This is a genomic window from Acidobacteriota bacterium, assembly GCA_016715115.1.
Classification (GTDB): domain Bacteria; phylum Acidobacteriota; class Blastocatellia; order Pyrinomonadales; family Pyrinomonadaceae; genus JAFDVJ01.
The window spans coordinates 535,689-557,028 of the sequence record JADKBM010000013.1 but is presented as its reverse complement, the minus strand read 5'-3'; the positions used below and the strand labels follow the sequence as shown (position 1 = coordinate 557,028).

Genomic DNA, 21,340 nt, shown 5'->3' with positions numbered 1-21,340 from the left:
AATGGTCAGTTCCGATGCAAAGAAAATCCGCGTCCTGATGGTCGATGACGATGAGGACGACTTCATCCTGACGCGTTGTCTGTTCGAGGAGTTCCGCGACAACAGATACGCGTTGGAGTGGACCGCCTCGGCGAGCGAAGCTTTGAGCCATATGGCGCAAAGGGAGTATGACGTTTATCTCGTTGACTTTCGGCTTGGCGCGGAGAACGGTCTTGATCTCGTTCGAGCTGGCATTGCCGGCGGCTGTCAGGCCCCGATGATCCTGCTCACGGGACAAAGCGAGAAGGAGGTCGATCTTGAGGCGATGGAGGCCGGCGCGGCTGACTATCTGGTCAAGGGAAGATTTGACGCTCAACTCCTTGAGAGAACGATCCGTTACAGCATTCAACAAGCCCGTTCTCTGCGCCGGGTCCAGTCTTCCGAGATGAAGTTCCGGTCGGTCGTTCAATCTGCCAGCGATGCGATCTTTCTCGTTAACGGCGAAGGCCGGGTAAGTCTCTGGAATGATGCGGCGATGCAGATTTTCGGCTATACGGAAGCCGATATGGAACGCAATTCGGTGACCGTGCTGATGGGGGAGGAGCACGCGCGAATGGCTGCCGATTTGGGCGTGCGCGAGATGATTGAAAACGTCCTTGCGCCTAACTCGGGCAAGGCGATCTACGCTTCCGGCCGGCGAAAGGACGGTTCCGAGTTTCCGCTTGAAATGTCAGGATCAGTCTGGCGATCCGACGGCGAGGTTTACTACACCGCGATCATCCGCGACATCACCGAACGACTCAAAGCGAGTGCAACGCTCAAAGAGAGCGAGGAGCGCTACCGGGATCTTTTCGAAAACGCAAACGATGCGATCTACGTGCACGATCTGGCCGGCAACTTTGTAACGGTAAACCAAACCGGCGAAAAGGCTTTCGGGTTCACGCGCGAAGAAGCGACGTCGCTCAATATGTCACAGGTCGTCGCACCGGAATATCTCGAGCTGGCCAATAAGCACATCGCCGCGAAGATCGCCGGAGAGCCCGCTTCAAGCTACGAGATCGAGTGTTTGGGTAAAGACGGTCAACGGATCGCAGTCGAGATCAACAGCCGCGTGATCCTCGACAAGGGAGTTCCGGTTGCGATTCAGGGTATCGCCCGCAACGTCACGGATCGGCGGCGCGCCGAGGAAGAGCGCGACCGGCTTTACAACGTCTCGAACGATCTGCTCGCGACCATAAGTTTCGAGGGCACTTTGCTGCATATCAATCCGGCGTGGGAAAAGAACCTCGGATACGGAGGCAAGGAACTGATCGGCCGTTCGATCGACGAGATCACGCACCTCGACGACTGTCAACAAAACGCCGCCAATATCGAGAATTTCCGCAACGGCGTCTGTGTCAGTTTCGAATCGCGGCTGATCTGCAAAGACGGGTCGGTTCTTTGGATCTCCTGGAACTCGACACCAATGGTCGCCGAAGGAATCTTCTACGCCGTCGGCCGAAACATCACCGAAAAGAAGCACGCCGAGGAGATCCTTGAGTTCAACGCTCTTTACGACAAATTGACGAATCTGCCGAATCGCACGCACTTTATGAATCACCTTGAAGAGGCGATCGCAGAACAGCGGCGTAAAGGTTCGAAGAAGTTTGCCGTCCTGTTTCTCGATCTCGACCGTTTCAAGATCATCAACGACGGGCTCGGACACTTGATCGGCGACAAACTCCTGATCGCGATATCGGAAAGGATCAAATCGACGCTTCGTCCGGGAGACATCGTCGCGCGGCTCGGCGGCGATGAATTCACGCTTCTGATCCACAACGTCAATGACGTTTCCGACGCGACGATGGTCGCCGAGCGTATACAGAATCAACTTGCGAATCCGTTCCGTCTTGATAATTACGAAGTCTATTCGTCAGCGAGCATCGGAATAATTGTCGCCGATGACACGCTCCGCAAACCGGAGGATTTCCTGCGCGATGCCGACGCCGCGATGTACCGCGCGAAAGATCGCGGCAAGGCGCGCTACGAGATCTTCGACGACGAGATGTTCATCCGCAATATGAACCTGCTGCAGGTTGAAACCGACCTCCGGCGGGCGCTTGAGAGAGACGAGTTTCGTGTCTATTATCAGCCGGTCGTCGAGTTGGAAACCGGCGCGATCAAGGAAGTTGAGGCATTGGTCCGATGGCAGCACGGTGAATACGGGCTGGTCGCCCCGGACGAATTCATAAACATTGCCGAGGAAACCGGACTCATTATTCCGATCGGTGAATGGGTACTTGGCGAAGCTTGCCGTCAGGTCGGGGAATGGCAGAAAAGCGCGCCGCATCTGGCGAACCTCGCCGTCAGCGTCAATCTGTCTGCCAAGCAGTTGATGCATCCGTCACTTGTCGGGCAGGTCACGAAGTGGCTCACGAAAACGCAGCTCGAAGCGAACCATCTCAAACTCGAGGTGACGGAAAGCACGGTGATGGAGAACCCCGAAACCGCGCTCGAGATCTTGAACAAACTGTGCAGAATCGGAATCGGGTTCAGCACCGACGATTTCGGCACCGGGTATTCCAGCTTGAGCTACCTTCATCGGTTTCCGTTTAGCCGGATCAAGATTGACCGCGGCTTCATCGGCAAGATGCAATGCGATGCCAAGAGCAAGGCAATCGTTCAGACGATTCTGATGCTTGGCCAAAATCTCGGGATCGAAGTCGTCGCCGAAGGCATCGAGAATATCGATCAGCTTAGGCTCCTGCGTTCGATGGGGTGCCGCGCCGGACAGGGTTATCTTTTCTCAAAGCCGCTGAGCGCCGAATTTGCCCGTGACATTCTGTTAAACGGCCTCAAGTCCGATGCTGTGACCAGCGATTATTTTTGCAAGATAAGCGAGCCGAACGTTATCGAGATCGCGAGCTCTCAGTAAAAGGTTGAGCGTTAACGGCCGTCGGTCCATTCGATGTCCCTGATTTCCGGATCGGACGCGAGGATTCGCTCCATCGCCGCTACAAGACGCGTTAGTTGTTCGGTTGCGTCAATTTTCCTGAAGAACTTCCTGATCATCGGCGTATCCGGATCGGTGAAGCACAGAAACTCGTCGTCGTCGCCGTCCTGGTGGCCGCAACAGATCGCCAGTCGAAATCCCTCATTCTTGATCGGGATGTACCAACCCCAATCCTCGGGGATTATCTCGTTTGTCTCGATTCCGGTTCCCTTCAGCTTTTCAACGAAGTACTCGGCGAGGCGTTTGCCCCACAGACCGGGATTGATCTGTTCCTGCTCGCCGTCATAAGGGGGGAACTTGTCCGACCTGAACGTAACTTGTGTTTTAATCATCTTCATTCACCGAATGCTTATCCCGACTGGACTCAATGAAACCGGTCAGACGCTCAACAGCAATTACCCGGTCATTTCTTGCCGTCGGTCACGAGCCCAACGCTACGGTCGATCGCCTCTTTAGTACCCATCGCCGGACCCGGATTGACGTTCCAAGCGGTGTAAACAACGACCATATCGTATTCCGGAAGAACGAGCGGTCGCTGGCCGCCAAAGCCGTTGCCGCTCCAGGCGAGCATCGAATTGTCCTTGCCGTACGGGTAAAGCCACCACTTCAAGCCGTATTTCACATTCGGCCCGAGATCCATATGGGGCGTGAGCGAATCTTTTATCCACTCCGGCGTAATAATCTGCTTGCCTTCCCACTTGCCGTTTCTCAGGAATACGTACCAGAGCTTGGCAAGATCGCGCGGACGCAGATAAATGCCGCCCTCGGCATCGACCAATCCGCTCGGCGATCGCTTCCAGAAGAACTGCCTGATCCCGAGGGGCGTGAAAAGATGGCGAACGGCGTATTCCTCGATGTCCATCCCGGTCGCAACGCGGAATACGTGCGCCAGGATCTGCGTCGCCCCGGAATTGTATGCAAATTTCTGGCCCGGCTCGAATGCCATTGGCCGGTTGATCGTATATTCGACCCAGTCGTGTGACGCCTCCATCTGGCTGCCGGTATTCTTCGGGTCCGAGTACGGCAGTTCTTCGTTCCAGTCGAGCCCGGCCGACATCGTCAGCAAATGGCGGATCGTCATCCGGCGCTTACGATCATCGACATTCGCGATCTTCGACTCGTCGAAATATTTCAAAACCGGTGTGTCGATGTCCGGGAAATCGCCTCGCGCACGGGCAACGCCGAAAATGATCGACGTTATGGTCTTGGAGACCGACTGCAGAGTGTGCAGTTCGCCGCGCTGATACCACGGGTGCCACCATGAAGCGTAGTAATTGTACGGACCGCTCAGATCTCCCGCATTCAGCGGAGTCTCCTTCTTGGCGTCCGCGCCGTAGATCTTTTCATAGTCGTGCGGGTACCTTTTGTCGAAGACGAGCTTGCCGTGGCGAATTATCGTCAGGCCGTCCATATTGCCGAACTTGCCCGAAGCGATCTCGGCGTCGAAAGCCGCGAGGGCCTTTTCATCAAGCCCGACCGATTTCGGCGTCGCCGTCGGCCAATCGTTCTGCTGTTGCGCCTGGGCCGCGAAGACCGAGATTAGGACGAATAGGATTGCTTTTTTGATCATTATTTTCCTTTTTTCAACGGAGTCTAGCTCAGCCGCTGCCGACTGGCAGCACATTGAGATCGAGCCCGATCGGACGAGGCCGGCGGCGACGGGGCCGACGAAAGTTCATCCCACGCCACGGTCGTGCGCTCAGTCCAGCAATTCGATTGAATCGCCGTCGGTTACGATCCCTTCCACCAAAACGGCGCAATAGACGCCGGCGAAGTTGTCGTGCGCCTGGGCGACTCTGCGGAACACCTCCGGATTGTGTTCGCCGGTGTCCGGGTCGAGCGAGATCATCTTGCAGCGCGGATCGCGTTCGAGGACGATGATCTCTGCCTTTGAGCCGATACGCAGACTGCGCCCGACCAGATCATCCTCGGCAAAGCCGTCGCCCGATGCGAGATCGAAATAGACATTCGCCCGGAAGCGCCGCTTATCGATCGGAATACCCAACTCCGATTCGACCTGCCGTACCGTTTGCAGGCTGATCAGCGAAACCGGCCGGCAGTCGGTCAATGCACGGTCCGAACGCACGAGCGTTAGGTGATTCTCGCCGCGGAGCCCTTCACAGAGCAACTCGATCAACGCCGGATCATCAACCGCGAGAGTCTCGCCAGACGGTGTTACGACATCCAGATCCAAGTCGTTCGGATCGGCGTTTGCCGGCGTGATTCCGGGCGCGATGCTCATCGCCTCAACCAAATTCGGCGGCCGTGTCGCTCTTTCAGGGCAACGAAACTTCGGAGAAAAGCGCAGCATCTGCTGCTGTGCCGATGCGGTCAAATAAGGCGCTCCTTTGCGGGCGGCGGAGTTTTTGAAGGCGTAGCAGCGGTCGCCGTAAACGCCCGAAAATCCAACAAACAGTTCGGGCATCATCTCGCCGCGCATACTTTTGACCGGGTAACGCCATAGACTCTCGACAGTTCCGATGGTTCTCATATCAATTCTCCGTGTTGTCAATCCGGAAACCATGCTGCCGACAAGATGCCAGGAAATCCATACGAAAACGAGGAGCGTCAAAACCGCCAAGCTTCTCCTGCTTCTCCAGCAACATCGAAGTGGATGCGTAAATCAAACTCAGTGCATAACTCGCGACCGATTCCAGCGGCAAGCTCAGCAGCTTCTGAAAATCTGGTCGGACGCTGTAATGGCCGACATGCTCGTAAACCGGCGTCGCCAATCCCGTCAACCTGAAAACCGAACCGCCAACTTTCTTCTGAAATCGAAATCGAAATGGCGGACGCCGCTCTGACCAGCTTGGAACCAACTCGAAATCAATCCAAAGATGCTGAATCGTCCCACCGTAATCTTTGCTGACGTCCTTCTCGATGACCTGAAAGACATCGTCGAGAACCGCCCGAACTCGCTCGGTGTCGGAGTCTGATGTGTTCGCATTGAGTGAGACTTCCATACGATGCGCCGTCGGCTTGAACGAATTGTTAGCCAGCAGCTGTGACAGCATGACGAGCGATGGCAAATGCCAATGCAAATGTATAGCCGTACAAGAACTTGTCCAGGAGTACCGGTTCCGTCCCACGTTTTGAGCGCCATGCCCCGACGGCACCAATCGCCAGGCCGACAAAGATCGGGGTAATGACGATATTTGCGTATTGTGCATAAGGGTGAGACAGCAACCTTTGCTGGAAGAAAATGTAAGAAAGAAAGCCAAAGCCAGCACCCAGCACGACGTAGACCACAAAGGCAATTGCAGGGTGAAGACGAGGCTGGTCTGACTTTAGCCCGTGCGCACCAACTTCTACCAGAAGCTCAATGAAGAACTGGATTAAGAATTCGACTAGGATCTCAATGATGAAAGACACTGTTTCTCCTGTTGGTTAAAGATCCAGCTAACCCGCTGGCGGGGCACGGCGAGCTACACGTTCCAGAACCGCTGCATGCCCCGCCGGGCAGGTGCAGCGCCTGGTTCGGCAGTTGACAGCCAGTCTGCGACCGCACGCAAAACCGCGGCATCTGGCCCCGGGGGCAGAGACTCGTACTCTGAGATGGCACCCGTCCCGGCCCGCTGGAACAGGTGGTTGTGATCCGGGAACAGCATCACGGAAGCACACCGGTAGCCGGTGGTGATCTCACGAAATGCATCCGCATTGGCTACACCCGGCACCTGCGTGTCCTTGCCGCCGTAGACGGCGAGCAGTGGCCCGCCGAATCGTCCGAGAATGATGGCCGGCTCCTGCCTCAAAAGGGAGCGAAAGGCCGGCGCGTTGACGACGGCGGCCATTATACGCGCATTGTCCCCAACCGTTGCCTCGTCTAACTCCGCCGCGTCCGGCCATGACCGCAGATATGCCCGGATCACTCCCTCGAGTTCCATCTGCACTGCAGCTTGATCCGACAGGGATCGAGCCAGGGCAAGCACCCGTTCGTTCATCCGGCGCTCGTGTTCGATCTGGACAGCGGTCGCGCCGGCCTCCGCCGAGATCGTCCGCGCCTGCTCATGCAGCAGCCACTCGATCGGGACTGACGGACCGGCGAGCATAACGACCGCCCAAGCCCCAACCCGCGGCCCGGCCACCGCCGCGATCAACCCACCCTCGCTATGCCCGAGGAGGGCGATCCGCTCAGAATCCACGGCCGGGTGCCCCGCGAGCCACCTGTAAGCCGCGACCACGTCCGCAACGGCCCCGTCGAAGTCTTGTTCGCCCGCGTCCCCGGTCGAACCGCCGACGCCGCGGTCGTCGCATCGGAGGACGACGTAACCGCAACCGGCGAAGTACTCGGCGATGGTCCGAAATGGAGTATGGCCGCAGACCGTTTCGTCCCGGTCATTCGCCCCTGACCCGGACACGAGGAGCAGACCCGGGCGCGGACGTACGGTTGGGGGCGCGAGCAACGTCCCCGCCAAGACGGCATCCGCCGCCGGAATTCGAACCTCTTTGGTTTGTAGCTGCATAATCCGGAACCCGCGAGCGCCGAAAAAAACCGAACCCGATGCCTGTCTGGTCGCGAGGGGCAACTACGGCGACCGAACGATTGAGATAACGTGGGGCGAAACCGCCGCCAAGCCCGCCGAAAGGTAAAACGCAACGCCCAAACAAAGTCGCTGTTTCGCCCTCACGTCCATTTAATAGTTGGGCCGTGCGTTATCCTGACGCGAGTTTTCTCTCCTTTGATAGCCACATCAACAGAAAACTGCAAATCACGCCAATTATCAAGCCTGTGATTGCCAACGAAATCGCGTATAAATAAAAATCTTCTGCCGCCACCGATGGAGTAAAGTCGCCAAAGTCCGCGCCTGTTTCCACTCCGACGCTCCATTCACGCATAATCGAAGCGGCTTTGAAAACACCCGCAAACAACAGCGGACACGAAAACACAGGAACGATTGCCGCAAACCAAAATCTTTTTGATCCGAATGCCAAGCCGCCTGCGACGGCAATGAGCGGCGCAACCCAAACACCGACGTTTGCAATGTTTTGGTATAAGCCAGAACCAATTACTTTGTAAGGCAAACAATTAACAAGTTCGTGATAAAGCAAATACGCTTGACCTAACGCGCCGATGCCGCCAATAACAACGGCGACCCAACTCCAAGATTGACGAATTCCATCGAGGGGATTCATAACGCAGAACGGTTGAAATGACTTGGGGCGAGTCGCTGTTTCGCCCTCACGTCCATTGAATACTTATGCCCGCCGCTTCTTTAATCGTTCTTCTCACGTTTAGGGAAAGGCACTTCTGTGGTTACGAAATCTATAAAGTCTTTGATTGCTTTCTCATTTCCGCAAATGCTTCTGATGCCCGTTCCCGGCAAGGTTGCATTACAACATTGAAAACAAACGTCAGTCATCAACAAGAGCTTGTCTTTTTGGTAAAAGCGCAGAACGTAAGCTGGAGCGAAGCAGCCTGCTCCGTTTCCATTTTTGAGGCTACGCCACAATTTAGAAATTTTGTTTGCATCTTCACCCGATAAGGTTTTCGACGCAAGAACTTTACCGGGAAAACTGCCGCAAACAATGTCGGGTTGAGTGCAGTCAATATCTTTGCGGTTTGTCCTGATTGATTCGATTGCCAGAATCTCAACTTTATCAACGGTTGGCAGATTGGTAACGCTTTGCAGAAACGGCGTATCTTCGTCGGTCTGTTTCGTTTGAGCAGATACCGCGGAAAAACTCGCCAAGCAAAATAAAACACAAAATGTGTAGGTTAAAGATTTCATGCGTTCATGTGAAAGGGCATAAGGCTCAGCATCAGCGGCTGCCGCCGTGATTTTCATGCACTTTGTTTTTTGCGATACCACTCGCGCAGCTTCGATTGCAACTCTTTTCGTTTGCCTTTGCGCTCAACATACTCGTGATAAGCATAAGCGCCTTCGGATTTGTATTTCTCTTGCACGTCAATAGGAAGCAACTCAACAAAACCAATTTTAAGAATGTTAACTAAAATAAAATAAGCTGTGTCGCCAACTTTTAATTCATCTGTAAAACGCGGACAACGCGGGTCAGGCATCACGGTCGTGTCAGTAATTTTGTCAATCAAACACGGAACAACAGCTTCGCCTGCATCGACTAACGCATCCCAAGCGGGATCAACGCCTTTCTCGCCCCAACCACGCGGAAACTCCTTGATTTCAGAGACCCGATTGCACAGAGCCTTTGCATCACGGAACGAGAGGTTCTGCGATTGCGAAAAGGTGTTGACGGCGCACAAACCGAAGAACAAAATGAGCAATGTGATGAATTTTGTCATAAGAATAATCGCTCCGTTTTTCGATTAAACGCGCCACACGAATCCTTGATACGTTCGACATGCGTTAAACATATGAACGCAACTTTACCAAAATTCATTTGCTCGGTTCGGCACACCTAAAAACTCATAATCGTCAACCGTAAAGTGCATTACGCCTTGATGCTTGCCGTACTGATACTCTTCAAATTGTGTTTCACATGCACCTTTTCGAGCGGCTGCCCAAAGAAGCGGATGTCCGTCAAGCACTCGCGCATATAAGACTCTTCCTTTCTCATCCACTAAGACGTGAACTGAAACTTTGCCCGTAACTCTAGCGGTTTGTGCGGCTAGCGGAAACCGAACCACAGGACGACACTTTATAATCGGGCAATCGTTATGGCAAATCGGAAGTTTAATGTTCAAAGGTCGGCTGGCGAAGAAGGTTTTCACAACATCAGCGCCATCTTTATCACAAGCAAAGTCTTCATATTTGACGTTTTCTTTATAGAGATTCTGTTTCCCAAGCGGTTCTTGTTTTTCTTCTTTCGTTTGGGAAATGGAAGATGTCTGAAAAAAGGCTAGCGAGAGAAAACAGCAAAATAAAAAGAACAAACTGAAACTAAGTTTTCTGGTTGCTATTTTGAATCTCATAACTAAATTAGACACCATCAAGAAGAAATAGTTCGAAACAAAGGAAAACGTCGAACGTTCGAGTTAACCGGCCCGCCGTAGCGGGTCCGGTTGAACGAGAGTTAGGCGCCGCTCGGGTTCGGAGGTGACGGCGACTGGTAGAACTGAAGGCCGTTCCCGCTGGGGTCTCGGACGTGAAACTCTCTGGTACCCCATGGAGTGTTTGCCGGCATGTGCCAGGGCGTGGCCTGCGCTGCTGCAAGCACACGTTCGGCTCGAGCACTGAACTCGCGATAGAGGGCGTCAACATCTCGGACGAGGAACCTGTAAACCGGGCGATCCTGCCCACTCCCAGCGTCAGGCAGTTCGTTCCATTGGATGTGGATCTCAACGTCGTCCCGCCTGAGGCCGGCGTACCTAGGGTTGTCTTGGTCGTCGAGGAACGCAGTCGTGAAGCCCAACTCGACGAAGAAGCTGATCGAGCGCTGAACGTCGCTCGTCATAAGCACCGGGTGCACGGCGAGTAACTGCGAGTTGGTGCCTGGGACAGTGCTCACGGATCTTCCGGGGGCGGTGGATTCGGCACGGCGGTGGATTGCGCCGCCTAACGTTTGATTACGCCGTTGTGGTGAACTTGTGATTTCATCTTTCATACGCTGTTCACTATTAATCGTAGGCGGCAAAAGTGTCGTCCGATACAGGAGCGATCTTGCCCAAGCTATCAATTGAAAAGCCAGCGTGATATTTCCTGTAAAGACCACGAAATATCGTCCGACTCGCCTGGAGAACAAATGTGTGACTCACGCGCTGTGGTCTGGGAATTCTAAAAGACCGATCGAGGTGCGTCGAAAGCTTGTGTGCTTCTTCTGCGCAGACTTCTATGTCCTCGCTGTGAATCTCATGCCAGATTCCATATTCAATAGTAAGACCATCCTTTTTGCTTTCCAGCGCTCGGGAATGACCGCCGGCCTGGAAGACTCCCCCGAGGTATCCAACTCGATCATTCAGGTTTGCTTACGCCCCAATCATGAAAAAGATACCAATGTTCGTCAATCTTTTTGTAAAAAGTTCCTCTGCTTTCAAAACCCATTTCATCTAAAGAATCAACCAACGGAGATGGTTCTTTCAAACTGTGAGCATAACCTTTTGAAATCACGATGGACTCCTGCTCGTCGATGTCAGAAACGGCTATTGATGCAGAAGCAAACTTCAAAATATCGCCCTCTTTAGAAACACGGCGAATAGAAGAACTTCCGAGTTGATTAAAGAGGTTTTTGTATTCATTCCACGGTTCGGTTGAAAGGCCTTCCTGGGTGTCATTCTGCCAAGTATTGTAACCTTTCAACTGGACGAGATCTCTGTAAATTGACTTTACGGCTGAATCTTCATTTGCCATTTTCACAATTTTCTCAAAGTTTGCTCGATTTTCGTAAAAACTCTTTATTAGCTTTGAATCGGAAACGTGCGGTTTGTAAGGAAAGAAAGATGTGCAGGCCCATAATATTAGGACTGAAAAGCAAATTCCAATCAAATGTTTTTGCCCCATAAAATTTCTTCTCCGATTACAACAGAATAGAACCTAACCGCGGCATCAGCGGCGAGCGCAATCTTCATACAGGATCCGCGAAAAAGCCTTTCGAAATCCAGAATATCTCATTCTGGCTTTCTCCGCATCACCGATTCGAACGGATCAATCAACCTGAACGCTCAAGATGGATCTCAGCGCGATTCAGCACTCTTCAGAACGCACAATCTGCGGTGGTAGCGCTGATTCGCTGGAAGTCGATTTCAAATCTTCGAAATGAAACGCCGCCTGAAGACGGAATTCCGAACGAAGTTCCAAACTCAGTCGATCTGATCCTTCAAACCGCCGTAAACGTATTTCGGAACGAAATCCTTTTGAAAGAAGTTGTTCGGGAAGATCGGCGGATAGGCGCTGACTTCGTTGAGCCGGCGCATTTGGTCGTCCGAGAGATTCACATTCAGACTCGCGAGATTGTCGTGCAACTGCGAAAGACGCCGCGTGCCGATGATCGGGACCATTTTCGGGTCCTTGTGGCGGATCCAGGCGAGAGCGACCTGCGACGGGGAAACTCCGAGTTCGGCGGCGATGGTTACAACTTCACTCGCGATTCGCGTTTTGCGTTCACGCTCGGGCTCAAGCGCGCCCTGCATCGGTTCCGAACCGAATCGGCCCGACTTCGCGTCGTCGCTGTTCATATCGAGATACTTCCCGGCCAAAATCCCGCCTGCCAGCGGCGACCAGGGCGTGACCGTCAACCCGAGTTCCTTCGCCATCGGGATCAATTCTTCCTCCGGCGTGCGTTCGATGAGGCTGTATTCGATCTGCAGCCCGACGAACGACCGCCAGCCGCGCAATTCGGCGAGCGTGTTCGCCCGCGCGACGTACCACGCGGGCGCGTCCGAGATTCCGATGTACAGAACTTTTCCCGACGAAACAAGATCGTCGAAAGCGCGCATCACCTCTTCGACCGGCGTCAGTTTGTCCCAGATATGCATCCAGTAAAGATCGATGTAATCGGTCTTCAGACGCTTGAGCGATGACTCGACCTCGCGGATCATCGCCTTGCGGTTGTTTCCGCCGGCGTTCGGGTCGCCCATCACGATCGAATTGGAGAATTTCGTGGCGAGAACGACAGAATCGCGATGGCCCTGAATAAATTCGCCGAGAAGCGTCTCGCTCGAACCGTTGGTGTAAATGTTCGCCGTATCGATGAAATTCCCGCCGGCCTCGCGAAAGGCGTCGTACATCGCCCGCGATTCGTCACCGCCCGCACCCCAACCCCAATCCTCGCCGAACGTCATCGTCCCGAGGCACAGTTCCGAGACCCGTAAGCCGCTGTTTCCTAATAGTTTATATCGCATCGATCTTAATCCTAAACTCCCGTCGCTGCTGAAGAATCATTAAAAGCATCCAACGACACTTCACCTTTGAAATTCCCACTTCATCTCGAGTCATCAGCCTGATCGAGTCATCAGCCTGAGTCGATTGACAAAGCCATCGTCCGCCAGCTTAACCATCAACCGACACCATCGTCGAAACTCACGTCGGACAGTCGCCGAGCGACAGTATCTCAACGCGATCTCTCGAAGTCGATTTCGTTGTCGTTCCTTAAGCGGAATTCCTTTCAGCCTTTGCAGAAACAACTCCTTCGCATAACCACAGCGGAAAGCCGTGATGTCGGCCTCGAGAAAGGTGCAAAGTTCGTCAAAGAAATCGTTCGGCCGTTCGTGAAAACCAAGATCGAGCGGTTCAAGTTTGATTTGATACAGACGATCTACCGCTTCGAGAAATCGGTTGCGTGCCTTTTGAACTGAAGCCGGCTCAAACGGTCCTTCAGGTCGACGCCGCCAAGTATTCCACTCGTTCTTGAAGTGACAATGCGCATCAACTGCGTCCGGCATTAGCTTCGAATACGATGAATTGACCACGATTCCCATTGGACTAATCGGTTCAGCGCGGCGTGAGCAGGCCGCCATAAAACCGCTGGTAATTCGGCGCCGAAACGCCTAGCCTCTTCGCTTCGCGAACGACATAGCCGGTCAGCGTCTCGATTTCGGTCCGCCCGCCTTTTTTGAAATCGGAATGCATCGAGGACGTCGATGCGGGAGGCGCCCTTCTGATCTTCTCAAGCGTCGCGATCTCATTATCGTAAGCGATTCCGACGCCTTTCGCACGGGCGACGGCCGCAACCTCCCCGATCAACGATTCCAGAAGCGCCCGGTTCTCGTCCGTTTCAAGCAGCCCGCCGATTGTCGAATCGAGCGCCGAAGTCAGCGTCGCAAGCGGCGATATGAAGATGAACTTCTCCCAGACGGTCTTTTCGATATCGGCGGACAATTGCGTGTCAACGCCCGCGTTTCGAAGGATAGATTCGAACTTCAGAAGTTTCTCGTAATCCGAAGCCTTGCCGCCGAACTGAAAGAGCCGAATCTCGCTGTCGACGCGTACGAGCCCCGGCGACTGAAGGCGCGCGACGATAAAGACGCAGCCGTTCCAGACATCGGCGTCCGGAAAGAAGGCACGGATCCGTTCGGCATGATCGACGCCGTTCAGCAGCGGCAGGATCGAAGTCCGCGGCCCGATCAGCCTTGAGAAGCGGGTTACGCTTTCTTCAAGATCGTAAGCCTTCGTCGCGATGACGAGAAGATCGACCTCGCCGATCCTGTCCGGGTCATTGGTGACCAACGCCGGTTTTGAAATTGTTTCGCCGTCCGCTGTCGAGATCGTCAAACCGTTTTCTTCGATCGCCGTGGCGTTTGCGCCGCGTGCGATGAAGATGATCTCGACCTCGTCCGATGCGGCAAAATGCGCGGCGAGCATTCCGCCGAGGTAGCCGCCGACGCCGCCTGTTCCGAGGATCGCGATTCTGAACTTCATCGTGTTTGTTTGCCCGCGAATCGGCAGTTACGTATCATCCAGATGACTCACTCGTTAAAGAACGCCGGCGAATCACGCAAAAACATAGAAAAGCAATTGGTTCCCGCGAGTCTTCGCGGATTTTGCCGGAAAACGATCTTTGATTCCCAAACTGATCACTATCCCAGAGCCGGGTAGTCAAGGTATCCCTTTTCGCCGCCGCCGTAGAACGTCGAGGGGTCGGGCTCGTTGAGCGGCGCTTCGATTCTGAATCGTTCCGGCAGGTCCGGATTAGCCAGGAACTTCACGCCGTAGACGATCGCGTCGGCTTTCCCTTCGGCCAAGAACAGCTCGCCGCGCTCTTTGTCGAAATTCGCGCCGGCAAAGTAAACGCCATTGAAAAGCGGGCGCAATTTTTCGTGCCAACCGGTATTCGCGTGATCGCCGATGTGCAGGTACGCAAGGTTCTTCGCGCCGAGATGTTTCACTATGTACGTGTAAACTTCGTCGGCGTCAGGTTCCTGAATGTCGTTGAACGGCATTGCGGGCGACAGTTTGAGTCCGACGCGTTCGCTTCCGACCGCGGCGATCATCGCGTCCAGAACATCGAATAGAAAACGCGCGCGGTTCTCGATCGATCCGCCGTACTCGTCCGTTCGCAGGTTCACGGGTTTCATCAGAAACTGGTGCACGAGATAGCCGCTCGCGCCGTGGAGTTCAACCCCGTCGAATCCGGCGTCGATCGCGTTCTTCGCGGCGGTCCCGAAATCCGCGATCGTCTGTTTTACTTCTTCAAGCGTCAACGGGCGCGGTTCGACGAAATCCTTCATCCCGGCGTCGGTGTAGTTCTGTCCGGCGGCCTTGACGTTGCTTGCCGAGACAGGCTGGGCGTTTCCCGGAAGCAGATCGGGCAATGCGATCCGGCCGGTGTGAAAGATCTGCATAAAGATCCTTCCGCCCGCCGCGTGGACCGCGTCCGCGACTTTCCGCCACGAATCGATCTGCTCGGCCGTGTAGATCCCGGGCGTCCGCACGTATCCCTTCGCCATTGCTGAAACGTTCACGGCTTCCGTGATCAAAAGCCCTGCGGAAGCCCGCTGGACGTAATAGTCAGCGACGTAATCAGGCTGAACGCCGTCGTCGCTCGCCCGGCTCCGGGTCATCGGAGCGTAAATGATCCGATTCTTGAGTTCGATGTTTCCGATCGTCAGTGCATCAAATAGTGTTGTCATACTTCCCTTTTCTACTCCTTACCAAAATCCTTCCGACCTTCAGCGACCGGATCAACCCTCGCGCGCGGCGAAGATCCCGCGCCGCATCTTGCTGACGTGTCCGAGCCAGCGATCGTAATCTGTCGCCTTGTTGACGATGTAACCGGCAACTTCCGGATGCGGCAGGATCAGGAAGTTTCCGCTCTCCAATCCGCGGACGACGGCCTCGGCGCAATCTTCGACCTCGATCGCTTCGGGCATCAAAAAGCTCTCCGGTTCGCCTTCTTTGGTCGCGATGAGGTCGGTTTTCACTCCTTGCGGGCAAAGACAAAAGACCTCGATTTCCTGTTCGCGATATGCAAACGAAAAATACTCGGCGAGCGCGACTGCGGCGTGTTTCGTCACCGCGTATGGCGCGGCCGTCGGCAACGTCAGCAAACCGGCGGCCGATGCCGTGATCATAAACGCCCCGCCGCCGCGTTCGATCATCGACGGAAAAACGGCCCGCGCGATGTAAACGTGCGACATCACGTTGATCTCGTGAATCCTTTGCCAGCTCTCATTTGAGACCTCAAGACAGCCCTCGTCACCGCCGATTCCGGCGTTTGAACATACAAGGTCGATGTGTCCGAACTTTTCCAGCACATCGCCGATTACATTCCTGACCTGAGCTTCATCCGCGACATCCATCCGATACGCCGCGCCGCCGACGCGTTCGGCAACCGCTTCAGCTTCATCAAGATCGATGTCCGTGACGACGACCGTCTTCGCGCCTTCGCGATGAAAGCGTTCGCACAAGCCGCGACCGATGCCGTTGGCTCCGCCGGTGACGAGAATGACTTTGTCCCTGATATTCATCTCAATCGAATAATTGAAAATTGACAGTACAGTTGATAATTGAAGATTGATCTAACTCACGGTCAGCACGACCTTTCCGGTTGTTTTTCGCGCTTCGATCGCCTCGTGAGCCTCGCGGGCTTTTTCGAGCGGAAACTCCGTGACCTCGATCTTCAAGCGACCGGCGGCGATGTGTTCTAGCAGTTCCCGGGTGAAAGCGATACGGTTCGCAATCGGTTCGTTCATCAGCCAGTAACCCTGAATCTTGTGGTTCTTCTGCATCAGACTGAGGACCGAGACCTTGAAATCCTGCCCGCTCGCCGCGCCGTAAACCCACATCGTTCCGTGTTTTGCGAGCACCTTGAGATTCTGAGCGACAATATCGCCGCCAACCATCTCGATCAGCCAGTTGACGCCGCGCCCTTCGGTCGCTTCGAGAACCTGTTCGGGCCAGTCGGTCTCGGTGTAATTGATCAGCACGTCAGCGCCGAGCGCGGCGACTTTTTCGAGTTTTTCGGTGCTCGACGCGGTCGCCAAAACCCTTAATCCCTTGAATTTGGCGAGTTGCACAAGCAAACTGCCGACACCGCCGGCGGCGGCGTGAATCAATATCGTCTCACCGGATTTCGTGCCGCTGAGCAAACCGAGCGCGGTCAAACCCTGGACGAGCAGTGCGGTCGATTCCCCATAGCCGAGTTCGTCGGGAATTGGGATCACGGTGTTCGCCTTGGCGGTCGCGAACTCGGCATATCCGCCGCTGCCTGGCGTTGCGAGCACGCGCTGACCGACGCTGAGATTCGCGACCCCGGAACCGACCGATTCGATCGTGCCGGCCGCTTCATAGCCGAGAGTAAACGGCAGTTGCGGTTTTGTCAGATAATTCCCGCTCCGCATCATCGTGTCGGCGTAGTTGACACCGGCCGCTGCGACCTTGATCAAAACCTCGTCCGCCGCCGGAACCGGTTTATCAATTTCCTCGAGCGTCAACTTTTCCGCTCCGCCCAATTCGTGAACTCTGATTGCTTTCATAATTTTGTGTTTGGTTCGGACTTCCAAACTACGTCTTTCCGATCCACGATTCGTCCGCGGCTTCGCGCCAGCGATCGCGGATCGATTCGAATTCGTTTCCCGTCAAATTTCCGGCGGCGATGTTTTTGACATTCGCGCGCAGGTTCCGTTCGCTTTTCGTTCCGACAATCGCGGTCGCGACGCCCCCGATCGTCAGCGTGAAACGCAGTGCAAGCGAAACCGATTCTTCGAGTGTTCGCTTCAAAAAAGGATACTGAAGCTTTCCCAGCCGCTCCCAATAGTCGCGATAGTAGGCCTCCTCCGGCTCCGAATCGAATCGCCAAGCGACATTCGCGACCGGTCGTTTCGCGATCACGCCGACATTCTTCTCTAACGCAACCGCGACGTTGCCGTCGATCGGAGACTGATCGGCGATCGAAACGGAAGTTTGAAGCGTGTCGAAAAAGTCGAGTCCGAGTGCGAACTGCGCGTCTTCGTTGTCGCCGGAATAGCCGACAAAACGCGTCAATCCGCGCTCTTGGGCCCTGATCAACCCTTCGATGCAATCGGCCTGCCGCAAGATCTCGGCCGAACAGCTGTGAAGTTGGGCGACATCCAGATGATCGGTCTGCATCAGTTTGAGCGATTTCTCGATCGTCTCGACAACGCCTTTTTTCGACCAGTCTTCGCGCGTGAATCCGTCGAGCGCTCCGCACTTACTGGTCAAAACAAACTCGCTGCGGCGGTTTGAGATCGCCTTGCCGATCAATTCCTCGCTTCGAAAATAGGCAGCGGCAGTGTCGATCAGATTGATCCCGGAATCGAGGGCCGCGTTCAAAACCGCCGCCGCCTCGGAATCCGGCGAGCCGGACGAACGGATTTCCCACCCGCCGAATCCGAGCACGGAAACTTCAAGACCCGTTTTGCCGAGAATTCTTTTTTGCATCCTCTTCGGCGACTTCCTTCGGGGCGCTTTCTATCCACTACCAACTATCAACTATTCCGGAAGAGTTGACAGTTGCCGGAAAAGCGCTTCTTCCCGGCCCTCTATTTCGCCAACTCCGCATCGAGACTCGCCAACAGGCGTTCGTCGTCCGGCTTGACGTCCGGCGCGAAGCGGGCGGCGATCGTGCCGTCTTTGGCGATCAGAAATTTCTCGAAGTTCCAGAGCACCTCGCTCGGCGTCGAGCGAACCGAGCCGAATCCCTTCAGTTTTTCTTCGAGGCCCCCGTCGTTGACGTCGGTTTCCGGTTTCGTCTCGGTCAGATAATGGTAAAGCTGATGCTGGTCGTCGCCTTTGACCGAGATCTTCGAGAACATCGGGAATGAAACGTTGAAGTTCGTCGAGCAAAACTCCTTGATCTCTTCTTCGGTTCCGGGTTCCTGGCCCATAAAATTGTTCGCCGGGAATCCGAGGATCTCGAAACCCTTCCCTTTGTATTCACCATAGAGGCTTTGAAGCCCTTCGTACTGCGGCGTCAGGCCGCATTTTGATGCGACATTGACGAGAAGAAGGACTTTGCCCTTGTAATCCGCCAAATTCGTTTCCGCCCCGTCGATCGTTTTCACGGGAATATCGTAAATTCCGTTTGCCATATTTTTTCTCCTTTTTAGTCAGCTTCTTTACGGATCATCATCAGCCCGTCCCGAACCGTAAGCAACACCTGGCTGACGCGCGCGTCGGCCTTGATCTTTTGATTGAATTCGTGAAGCGAACCGGTTTCGTCATCGACCTTTTCGGCGCGGTCCGCCGCCAAAACCTTGCCGCTCCAGAGAACGTTGTCCGCGAGAATCACGCCGCCGATTCGAAGTTTCGGGATAACGAGGTCGAAGTAGTTGGAATAATTGGGTTTATCGGCGTCAATAAAGACGAGATCGAGCGTTTCGTCAATTGTCGGAATGATCTCGATCGCATTGCCGAGCCGGCCTTCGATCTTCGTTCCGAGCGGTGAACGCGACCAGAAATCCGTCGCGAGTTTGAACGTTTCCGGCTCAATGTCGAGCGAGTAAATGCGACCATCTGCGGTCAGCCCTTCGGCGATACAAAGCGCCGAAAACCCCATATACGTTCCGATCTCAAGAGCCCGACGCGGCGCGGCCGTACGGCTCAGCATCGACAATAGCCGCCCCTGATAAAACCCCGACAGCATCGATCTGTCGGATCGCTCCGCATATGTTTTCTGCAGGATCTCCTCAAGCAGAGCGTCGTGGCCGGAGGTGAATCGATCCGCGTATTTTTGAATTTCTTCGTCAATCATCTTTGTTTGCGACGAGTCTCGCAGCCTCCGCGGACGTTACGACCGGAACGATCTCGCATTCCATAATATCCGCCCAGCTTTTCGTCCAATCCTCAAAAAGCGCAAAATCTTCGGTTTCCATCAACTGGAAACAGGTCTTGAGATCCGTGTCGATCCAACTCGAAACATAGTTGAGCCCATCCGGCATCATCCGGCCCTTTTCCTCGAAACGACGATAGATCGCCGGCGCGTCGAGAAACTTTTCGATGACCATGTAGAGCATTTCAAATCTTCCTAAGACGTTGGCTTCGGATTCTGACCGACGTTTATCACCAGTTTCCCGAAATGCGACGCCGATTCCATCGTCTTCAGCGCATCGCGAGCCTCGCTGAATTCGAACACGCGATCGATCACAGGTTTTATGCGGTGCCGTTCGAAAAACTCCAGCATCGATTCGAACATCGCGCGCGAACCGACAAAGATCCCCTGAAGTTTGATCGCTTTCATAAAGATCGGCATCCAGTTTACATCGGCGTTTCCGGCAAGCACGCCGATGAGCGCGATGTGACCGCCCATACGCGCGGCCGCGATCGATTTTGAAAGCGTGCCGGCACCGCCGACCTCGATCACGTGATCAACGCCGCGCCGGTCGGTCAGTTCGGAAACCCGCTTATCCCAATCAGGGGTTGTCTTATAGTTTATCAGTTCGTCCGCGCCGAGTTCGCTCGCTCGTCGAAGTTTTTCGTCGCTGCTCGATGTGACGATCACTTTCGCGCCGAACGCTTTCGCGATCTGGAGCGCAAAGACCGAAACTCCGCCCGTCCCCTGGACCAAAACCGTATCGCCGGGTTTGATACCGCCCGATTCGACAAGCGCGTGCCACGCGGTGACGGCCGCGCACGGCAGGGTCGCCGCTTCATCGAAACTCAGGTAATCCGGAATCGCGACCAATCCGGACTGATCGAAACAGCCGAATTCACACAAAACGCCGTCGCGGTCACCGCCGAGCGCGGTGCGTGCCTTTTCGAACGTAACCTCGCCGTCGATCCAGCCCTGCATAAATATCGGGCAGACTCGGTCGCCCGTTTTCCAGCGTGTGACGCGCTCGCCGACCGCGACGACCTCGCCCGCGCCGTCCGAGAACGGCACGAGCGGCGTCTTGAGCCGCGGGTTGTAGAGCCCTTGAACCATCAGCAGATCGCGGAAGTTCAAAGACGCCGCCCTGATTCGAACAAGGACTTCGCCGGCCATCGGCGACGGCATTTCCCGATCGGAAACCGTAAGCCGGTCAATTCCGAATTGATTGATTTCGTATGTCTTCATCTTGCAGGTTCAACCGCGTCAACGAAAGCAATTCGAGCTTTCGCGAGACGCACATCATAATCAGTAGTCGCGATCCTGAAATCCATTCAGTCTTTCTTTTTTAGCAAAGCGTCGATGCATATCGATCCGCCGCCGGCAAAGAACAAATAGAGAAAGACGAAACAGTAAAGCACCGCGAGCTCGCCCTTGTTGACGATCGGCAGGAACGCGTTCAAGCCGTGGGCCATAAAGTACGCGACGGCCATCAGTCCGCTAAGAACGAATGCCGTCCAGCGTGTAAAGAGTCCAACCATCAAAAACAATCCGCCGAAGAACTCGAGCGCGCCGGCGACCAGAATGATCGTCGCGACCTCGCCGCCTCCGCCGCCCTGCGACGCAGGAAAACCGAAAAGCTTCTGCGTTCCGTGCCAAACGAACAAAAACCCCGCCATAAAGCGCAGCAAACTCAAAATTCGCGGCTGCCAACTCGTCCAAAAATCCGTCATTCGTTCCTTCCTCCCTTAA

General features: G+C 54.7%; 24 protein-coding genes. 1 reads left to right on the top strand and 23 read right to left on the bottom strand.

Annotated elements, in window-relative coordinates; all coding sequences use genetic code 11:
* Position 1: 1 nt before the first annotated feature.
* Complete coding sequence (locus tag IPN69_17340; GenBank protein MBK8812476.1) at positions 2 to 2,893, top strand: EAL domain-containing protein; 2,892 nt, start codon at positions 2 to 4, stop codon at positions 2,891 to 2,893.
* 11 nt (positions 2,894 to 2,904) lie between these two features.
* Here IPN69_17340 and IPN69_17335 read toward each other — a convergent pair whose 3' ends face one another.
* The 23 genes from IPN69_17335 to IPN69_17225 all read right to left on the bottom strand — a co-directional run bounded on the left by IPN69_17335 (position 2,905) and on the right by IPN69_17225 (position 21,321).
* Positions 2,905 to 3,303 (bottom strand): hypothetical protein, encoded by a 399-nt coding sequence (locus IPN69_17335; protein MBK8812475.1) that lies wholly within the window; start codon positions 3,301 to 3,303, stop codon positions 2,905 to 2,907.
* Between the two features lie 71 nt (positions 3,304 to 3,374).
* Positions 3,375 to 4,541: a serine hydrolase gene (locus IPN69_17330; protein MBK8812474.1), complete on the bottom strand. Its 1,167-nt coding sequence runs from the start codon at positions 4,539 to 4,541 to the stop codon at positions 3,375 to 3,377.
* Positions 4,542 to 4,670: 129 nt separating this feature from the next.
* Positions 4,671 to 5,462, bottom strand: coding sequence for an MOSC domain-containing protein (locus IPN69_17325; protein ID MBK8812473.1), 792 nt, complete (start codon positions 5,460 to 5,462; stop codon positions 4,671 to 4,673).
* A gap of 1 nt (position 5,463) precedes the next feature.
* Positions 5,464 to 5,934 carry a hypothetical protein gene (locus IPN69_17320; GenBank protein ID MBK8812472.1) on the bottom strand — a complete coding sequence of 157 codons (471 nt, stop codon included), beginning with the start codon at positions 5,932 to 5,934 and terminating at the stop codon, positions 5,464 to 5,466.
* A gap of 28 nt (positions 5,935 to 5,962) precedes the next feature.
* A complete protein-coding gene (locus IPN69_17315) occupies positions 5,963 to 6,343 on the bottom strand; it encodes a hypothetical protein (GenBank protein ID MBK8812471.1) in 381 nt (126 codons plus the stop codon).
* 53 nt (positions 6,344 to 6,396) lie between these two features.
* Positions 6,397 to 7,434: an alpha/beta hydrolase gene (locus tag IPN69_17310; GenBank protein ID MBK8812470.1), complete on the bottom strand. Its 1,038-nt coding sequence runs from the start codon at positions 7,432 to 7,434 to the stop codon at positions 6,397 to 6,399.
* 190 nt (positions 7,435 to 7,624) lie between these two features.
* Complete coding sequence (locus IPN69_17305; GenBank protein ID MBK8812469.1) at positions 7,625 to 8,104, bottom strand: hypothetical protein; 480 nt, start codon at positions 8,102 to 8,104, stop codon at positions 7,625 to 7,627.
* A gap of 80 nt (positions 8,105 to 8,184) precedes the next feature.
* Positions 8,185 to 8,757, bottom strand: a complete 573-nt coding sequence (locus IPN69_17300; GenBank protein MBK8812468.1) for a hypothetical protein — start codon at positions 8,755 to 8,757, stop codon at positions 8,185 to 8,187.
* Complete coding sequence (locus IPN69_17295; GenBank protein ID MBK8812467.1) at positions 8,754 to 9,230, bottom strand: hypothetical protein; 477 nt, start codon at positions 9,228 to 9,230, stop codon at positions 8,754 to 8,756. The genes IPN69_17300 and IPN69_17295 overlap by 4 nt, the downstream gene beginning before the upstream one ends.
* An 84-nt stretch (positions 9,231 to 9,314) precedes the next feature.
* Entirely contained in the window at positions 9,315 to 9,860 is a 546-nt protein-coding gene (locus IPN69_17290; protein MBK8812466.1) for an energy transducer TonB, read from the bottom strand.
* Positions 9,861 to 9,961: 101 nt separating this feature from the next.
* Positions 9,962 to 10,342 (bottom strand): VOC family protein, encoded by a 381-nt coding sequence (locus IPN69_17285; protein MBK8812465.1) that lies wholly within the window; start codon positions 10,340 to 10,342, stop codon positions 9,962 to 9,964.
* Positions 10,343 to 10,839: 497 nt separating this feature from the next.
* Positions 10,840 to 11,385 carry a hypothetical protein gene (locus tag IPN69_17280; protein ID MBK8812464.1) on the bottom strand — a complete coding sequence of 182 codons (546 nt, stop codon included), beginning with the start codon at positions 11,383 to 11,385 and terminating at the stop codon, positions 10,840 to 10,842.
* A 299-nt stretch (positions 11,386 to 11,684) separates the two neighbouring features.
* The gene (locus IPN69_17275; protein MBK8812463.1) at positions 11,685 to 12,725 is read right to left on the bottom strand and encodes an aldo/keto reductase; all 1,041 of its coding nucleotides are present in this window, start codon (positions 12,723 to 12,725) and stop codon (positions 11,685 to 11,687) included.
* A 589-nt stretch (positions 12,726 to 13,314) separates the two neighbouring features.
* Entirely contained in the window at positions 13,315 to 14,241 is a 927-nt protein-coding gene (locus IPN69_17270; protein ID MBK8812462.1) for a 2-dehydropantoate 2-reductase, read from the bottom strand.
* A gap of 158 nt (positions 14,242 to 14,399) precedes the next feature.
* The gene (locus tag IPN69_17265) at positions 14,400 to 15,452 is read right to left on the bottom strand and encodes an alkene reductase (GenBank protein MBK8812461.1); all 1,053 of its coding nucleotides are present in this window, start codon (positions 15,450 to 15,452) and stop codon (positions 14,400 to 14,402) included.
* Between the two features lie 51 nt (positions 15,453 to 15,503).
* Positions 15,504 to 16,289: an SDR family oxidoreductase gene (locus IPN69_17260; protein MBK8812460.1), complete on the bottom strand. Its 786-nt coding sequence runs from the start codon at positions 16,287 to 16,289 to the stop codon at positions 15,504 to 15,506.
* A 51-nt stretch (positions 16,290 to 16,340) separates the two neighbouring features.
* The gene (locus tag IPN69_17255; GenBank protein ID MBK8812459.1) at positions 16,341 to 17,297 is read right to left on the bottom strand and encodes a quinone oxidoreductase; all 957 of its coding nucleotides are present in this window, start codon (positions 17,295 to 17,297) and stop codon (positions 16,341 to 16,343) included.
* Between the two features lie 28 nt (positions 17,298 to 17,325).
* Positions 17,326 to 18,222 carry an aldo/keto reductase gene (locus IPN69_17250; protein ID MBK8812458.1) on the bottom strand — a complete coding sequence of 299 codons (897 nt, stop codon included), beginning with the start codon at positions 18,220 to 18,222 and terminating at the stop codon, positions 17,326 to 17,328.
* Positions 18,223 to 18,323: 101 nt separating this feature from the next.
* Positions 18,324 to 18,872, bottom strand: a complete 549-nt coding sequence (locus IPN69_17245) for a glutathione peroxidase (protein ID MBK8812457.1) — start codon at positions 18,870 to 18,872, stop codon at positions 18,324 to 18,326.
* 14 nt (positions 18,873 to 18,886) lie between these two features.
* Complete coding sequence (locus tag IPN69_17240; protein MBK8812456.1) at positions 18,887 to 19,534, bottom strand: class I SAM-dependent methyltransferase; 648 nt, start codon at positions 19,532 to 19,534, stop codon at positions 18,887 to 18,889.
* The gene (locus IPN69_17235) at positions 19,527 to 19,796 is read right to left on the bottom strand and encodes a DUF3303 family protein (GenBank protein MBK8812455.1); all 270 of its coding nucleotides are present in this window, start codon (positions 19,794 to 19,796) and stop codon (positions 19,527 to 19,529) included. Before IPN69_17235 ends, IPN69_17240 begins: the two co-directional genes overlap by 8 nt.
* 11 nt (positions 19,797 to 19,807) lie before the next feature.
* Entirely contained in the window at positions 19,808 to 20,836 is a 1,029-nt protein-coding gene (locus IPN69_17230) for an NAD(P)-dependent alcohol dehydrogenase (GenBank protein ID MBK8812454.1), read from the bottom strand.
* An 86-nt stretch (positions 20,837 to 20,922) separates the two neighbouring features.
* Positions 20,923 to 21,321, bottom strand: a complete 399-nt coding sequence (locus IPN69_17225) for a DoxX family protein (GenBank protein ID MBK8812453.1) — start codon at positions 21,319 to 21,321, stop codon at positions 20,923 to 20,925.
* Positions 21,322 to 21,340 lie beyond the last annotated feature (19 nt).

Coding starts and splice junctions, on each gene's coding strand:
- IPN69_17340 (MBK8812476.1), top strand. CDS start 2: ATGGTCAGTTCCGATGCAAAGAAAATCCGCGTCCTGATGGTCGATGAC.
- IPN69_17335 (MBK8812475.1), bottom strand. CDS start 3,303: ATGATTAAAACACAAGTTACGTTCAGGTCGGACAAGTTCCCCCCTTAT.
- IPN69_17330 (MBK8812474.1), bottom strand. CDS start 4,541: ATGATCAAAAAAGCAATCCTATTCGTCCTAATCTCGGTCTTCGCGGCC.
- IPN69_17325 (MBK8812473.1), bottom strand. CDS start 5,462: ATGAGAACCATCGGAACTGTCGAGAGTCTATGGCGTTACCCGGTCAAA.
- IPN69_17320 (MBK8812472.1), bottom strand. CDS start 5,934: ATGGAAGTCTCACTCAATGCGAACACATCAGACTCCGACACCGAGCGA.
- IPN69_17310 (MBK8812470.1), bottom strand. CDS start 7,434: ATGCAGCTACAAACCAAAGAGGTTCGAATTCCGGCGGCGGATGCCGTC.
- IPN69_17305 (MBK8812469.1), bottom strand. CDS start 8,104: ATGAATCCCCTCGATGGAATTCGTCAATCTTGGAGTTGGGTCGCCGTT.
- IPN69_17300 (MBK8812468.1), bottom strand. CDS start 8,757: ATGAAAATCACGGCGGCAGCCGCTGATGCTGAGCCTTATGCCCTTTCA.
- IPN69_17295 (MBK8812467.1), bottom strand. CDS start 9,230: ATGACAAAATTCATCACATTGCTCATTTTGTTCTTCGGTTTGTGCGCC.
- IPN69_17290 (MBK8812466.1), bottom strand. CDS start 9,860: ATGAGATTCAAAATAGCAACCAGAAAACTTAGTTTCAGTTTGTTCTTT.
- IPN69_17285 (MBK8812465.1), bottom strand. CDS start 10,342: ATGACGAGCGACGTTCAGCGCTCGATCAGCTTCTTCGTCGAGTTGGGC.
- IPN69_17280 (MBK8812464.1), bottom strand. CDS start 11,385: ATGGGGCAAAAACATTTGATTGGAATTTGCTTTTCAGTCCTAATATTA.
- IPN69_17275 (MBK8812463.1), bottom strand. CDS start 12,725: ATGCGATATAAACTATTAGGAAACAGCGGCTTACGGGTCTCGGAACTG.
- IPN69_17270 (MBK8812462.1), bottom strand. CDS start 14,241: ATGAAGTTCAGAATCGCGATCCTCGGAACAGGCGGCGTCGGCGGCTAC.
- IPN69_17265 (MBK8812461.1), bottom strand. CDS start 15,452: ATGACAACACTATTTGATGCACTGACGATCGGAAACATCGAACTCAAG.
- IPN69_17260 (MBK8812460.1), bottom strand. CDS start 16,289: ATGAATATCAGGGACAAAGTCATTCTCGTCACCGGCGGAGCCAACGGC.
- IPN69_17255 (MBK8812459.1), bottom strand. CDS start 17,297: ATGAAAGCAATCAGAGTTCACGAATTGGGCGGAGCGGAAAAGTTGACG.
- IPN69_17250 (MBK8812458.1), bottom strand. CDS start 18,222: ATGCAAAAAAGAATTCTCGGCAAAACGGGTCTTGAAGTTTCCGTGCTC.
- IPN69_17245 (MBK8812457.1), bottom strand. CDS start 18,872: ATGGCAAACGGAATTTACGATATTCCCGTGAAAACGATCGACGGGGCG.
- IPN69_17240 (MBK8812456.1), bottom strand. CDS start 19,534: ATGATTGACGAAGAAATTCAAAAATACGCGGATCGATTCACCTCCGGC.
- IPN69_17235 (MBK8812455.1), bottom strand. CDS start 19,796: ATGCTCTACATGGTCATCGAAAAGTTTCTCGACGCGCCGGCGATCTAT.
- IPN69_17230 (MBK8812454.1), bottom strand. CDS start 20,836: ATGAAGACATACGAAATCAATCAATTCGGAATTGACCGGCTTACGGTT.
- IPN69_17225 (MBK8812453.1), bottom strand. CDS start 21,321: ATGACGGATTTTTGGACGAGTTGGCAGCCGCGAATTTTGAGTTTGCTG.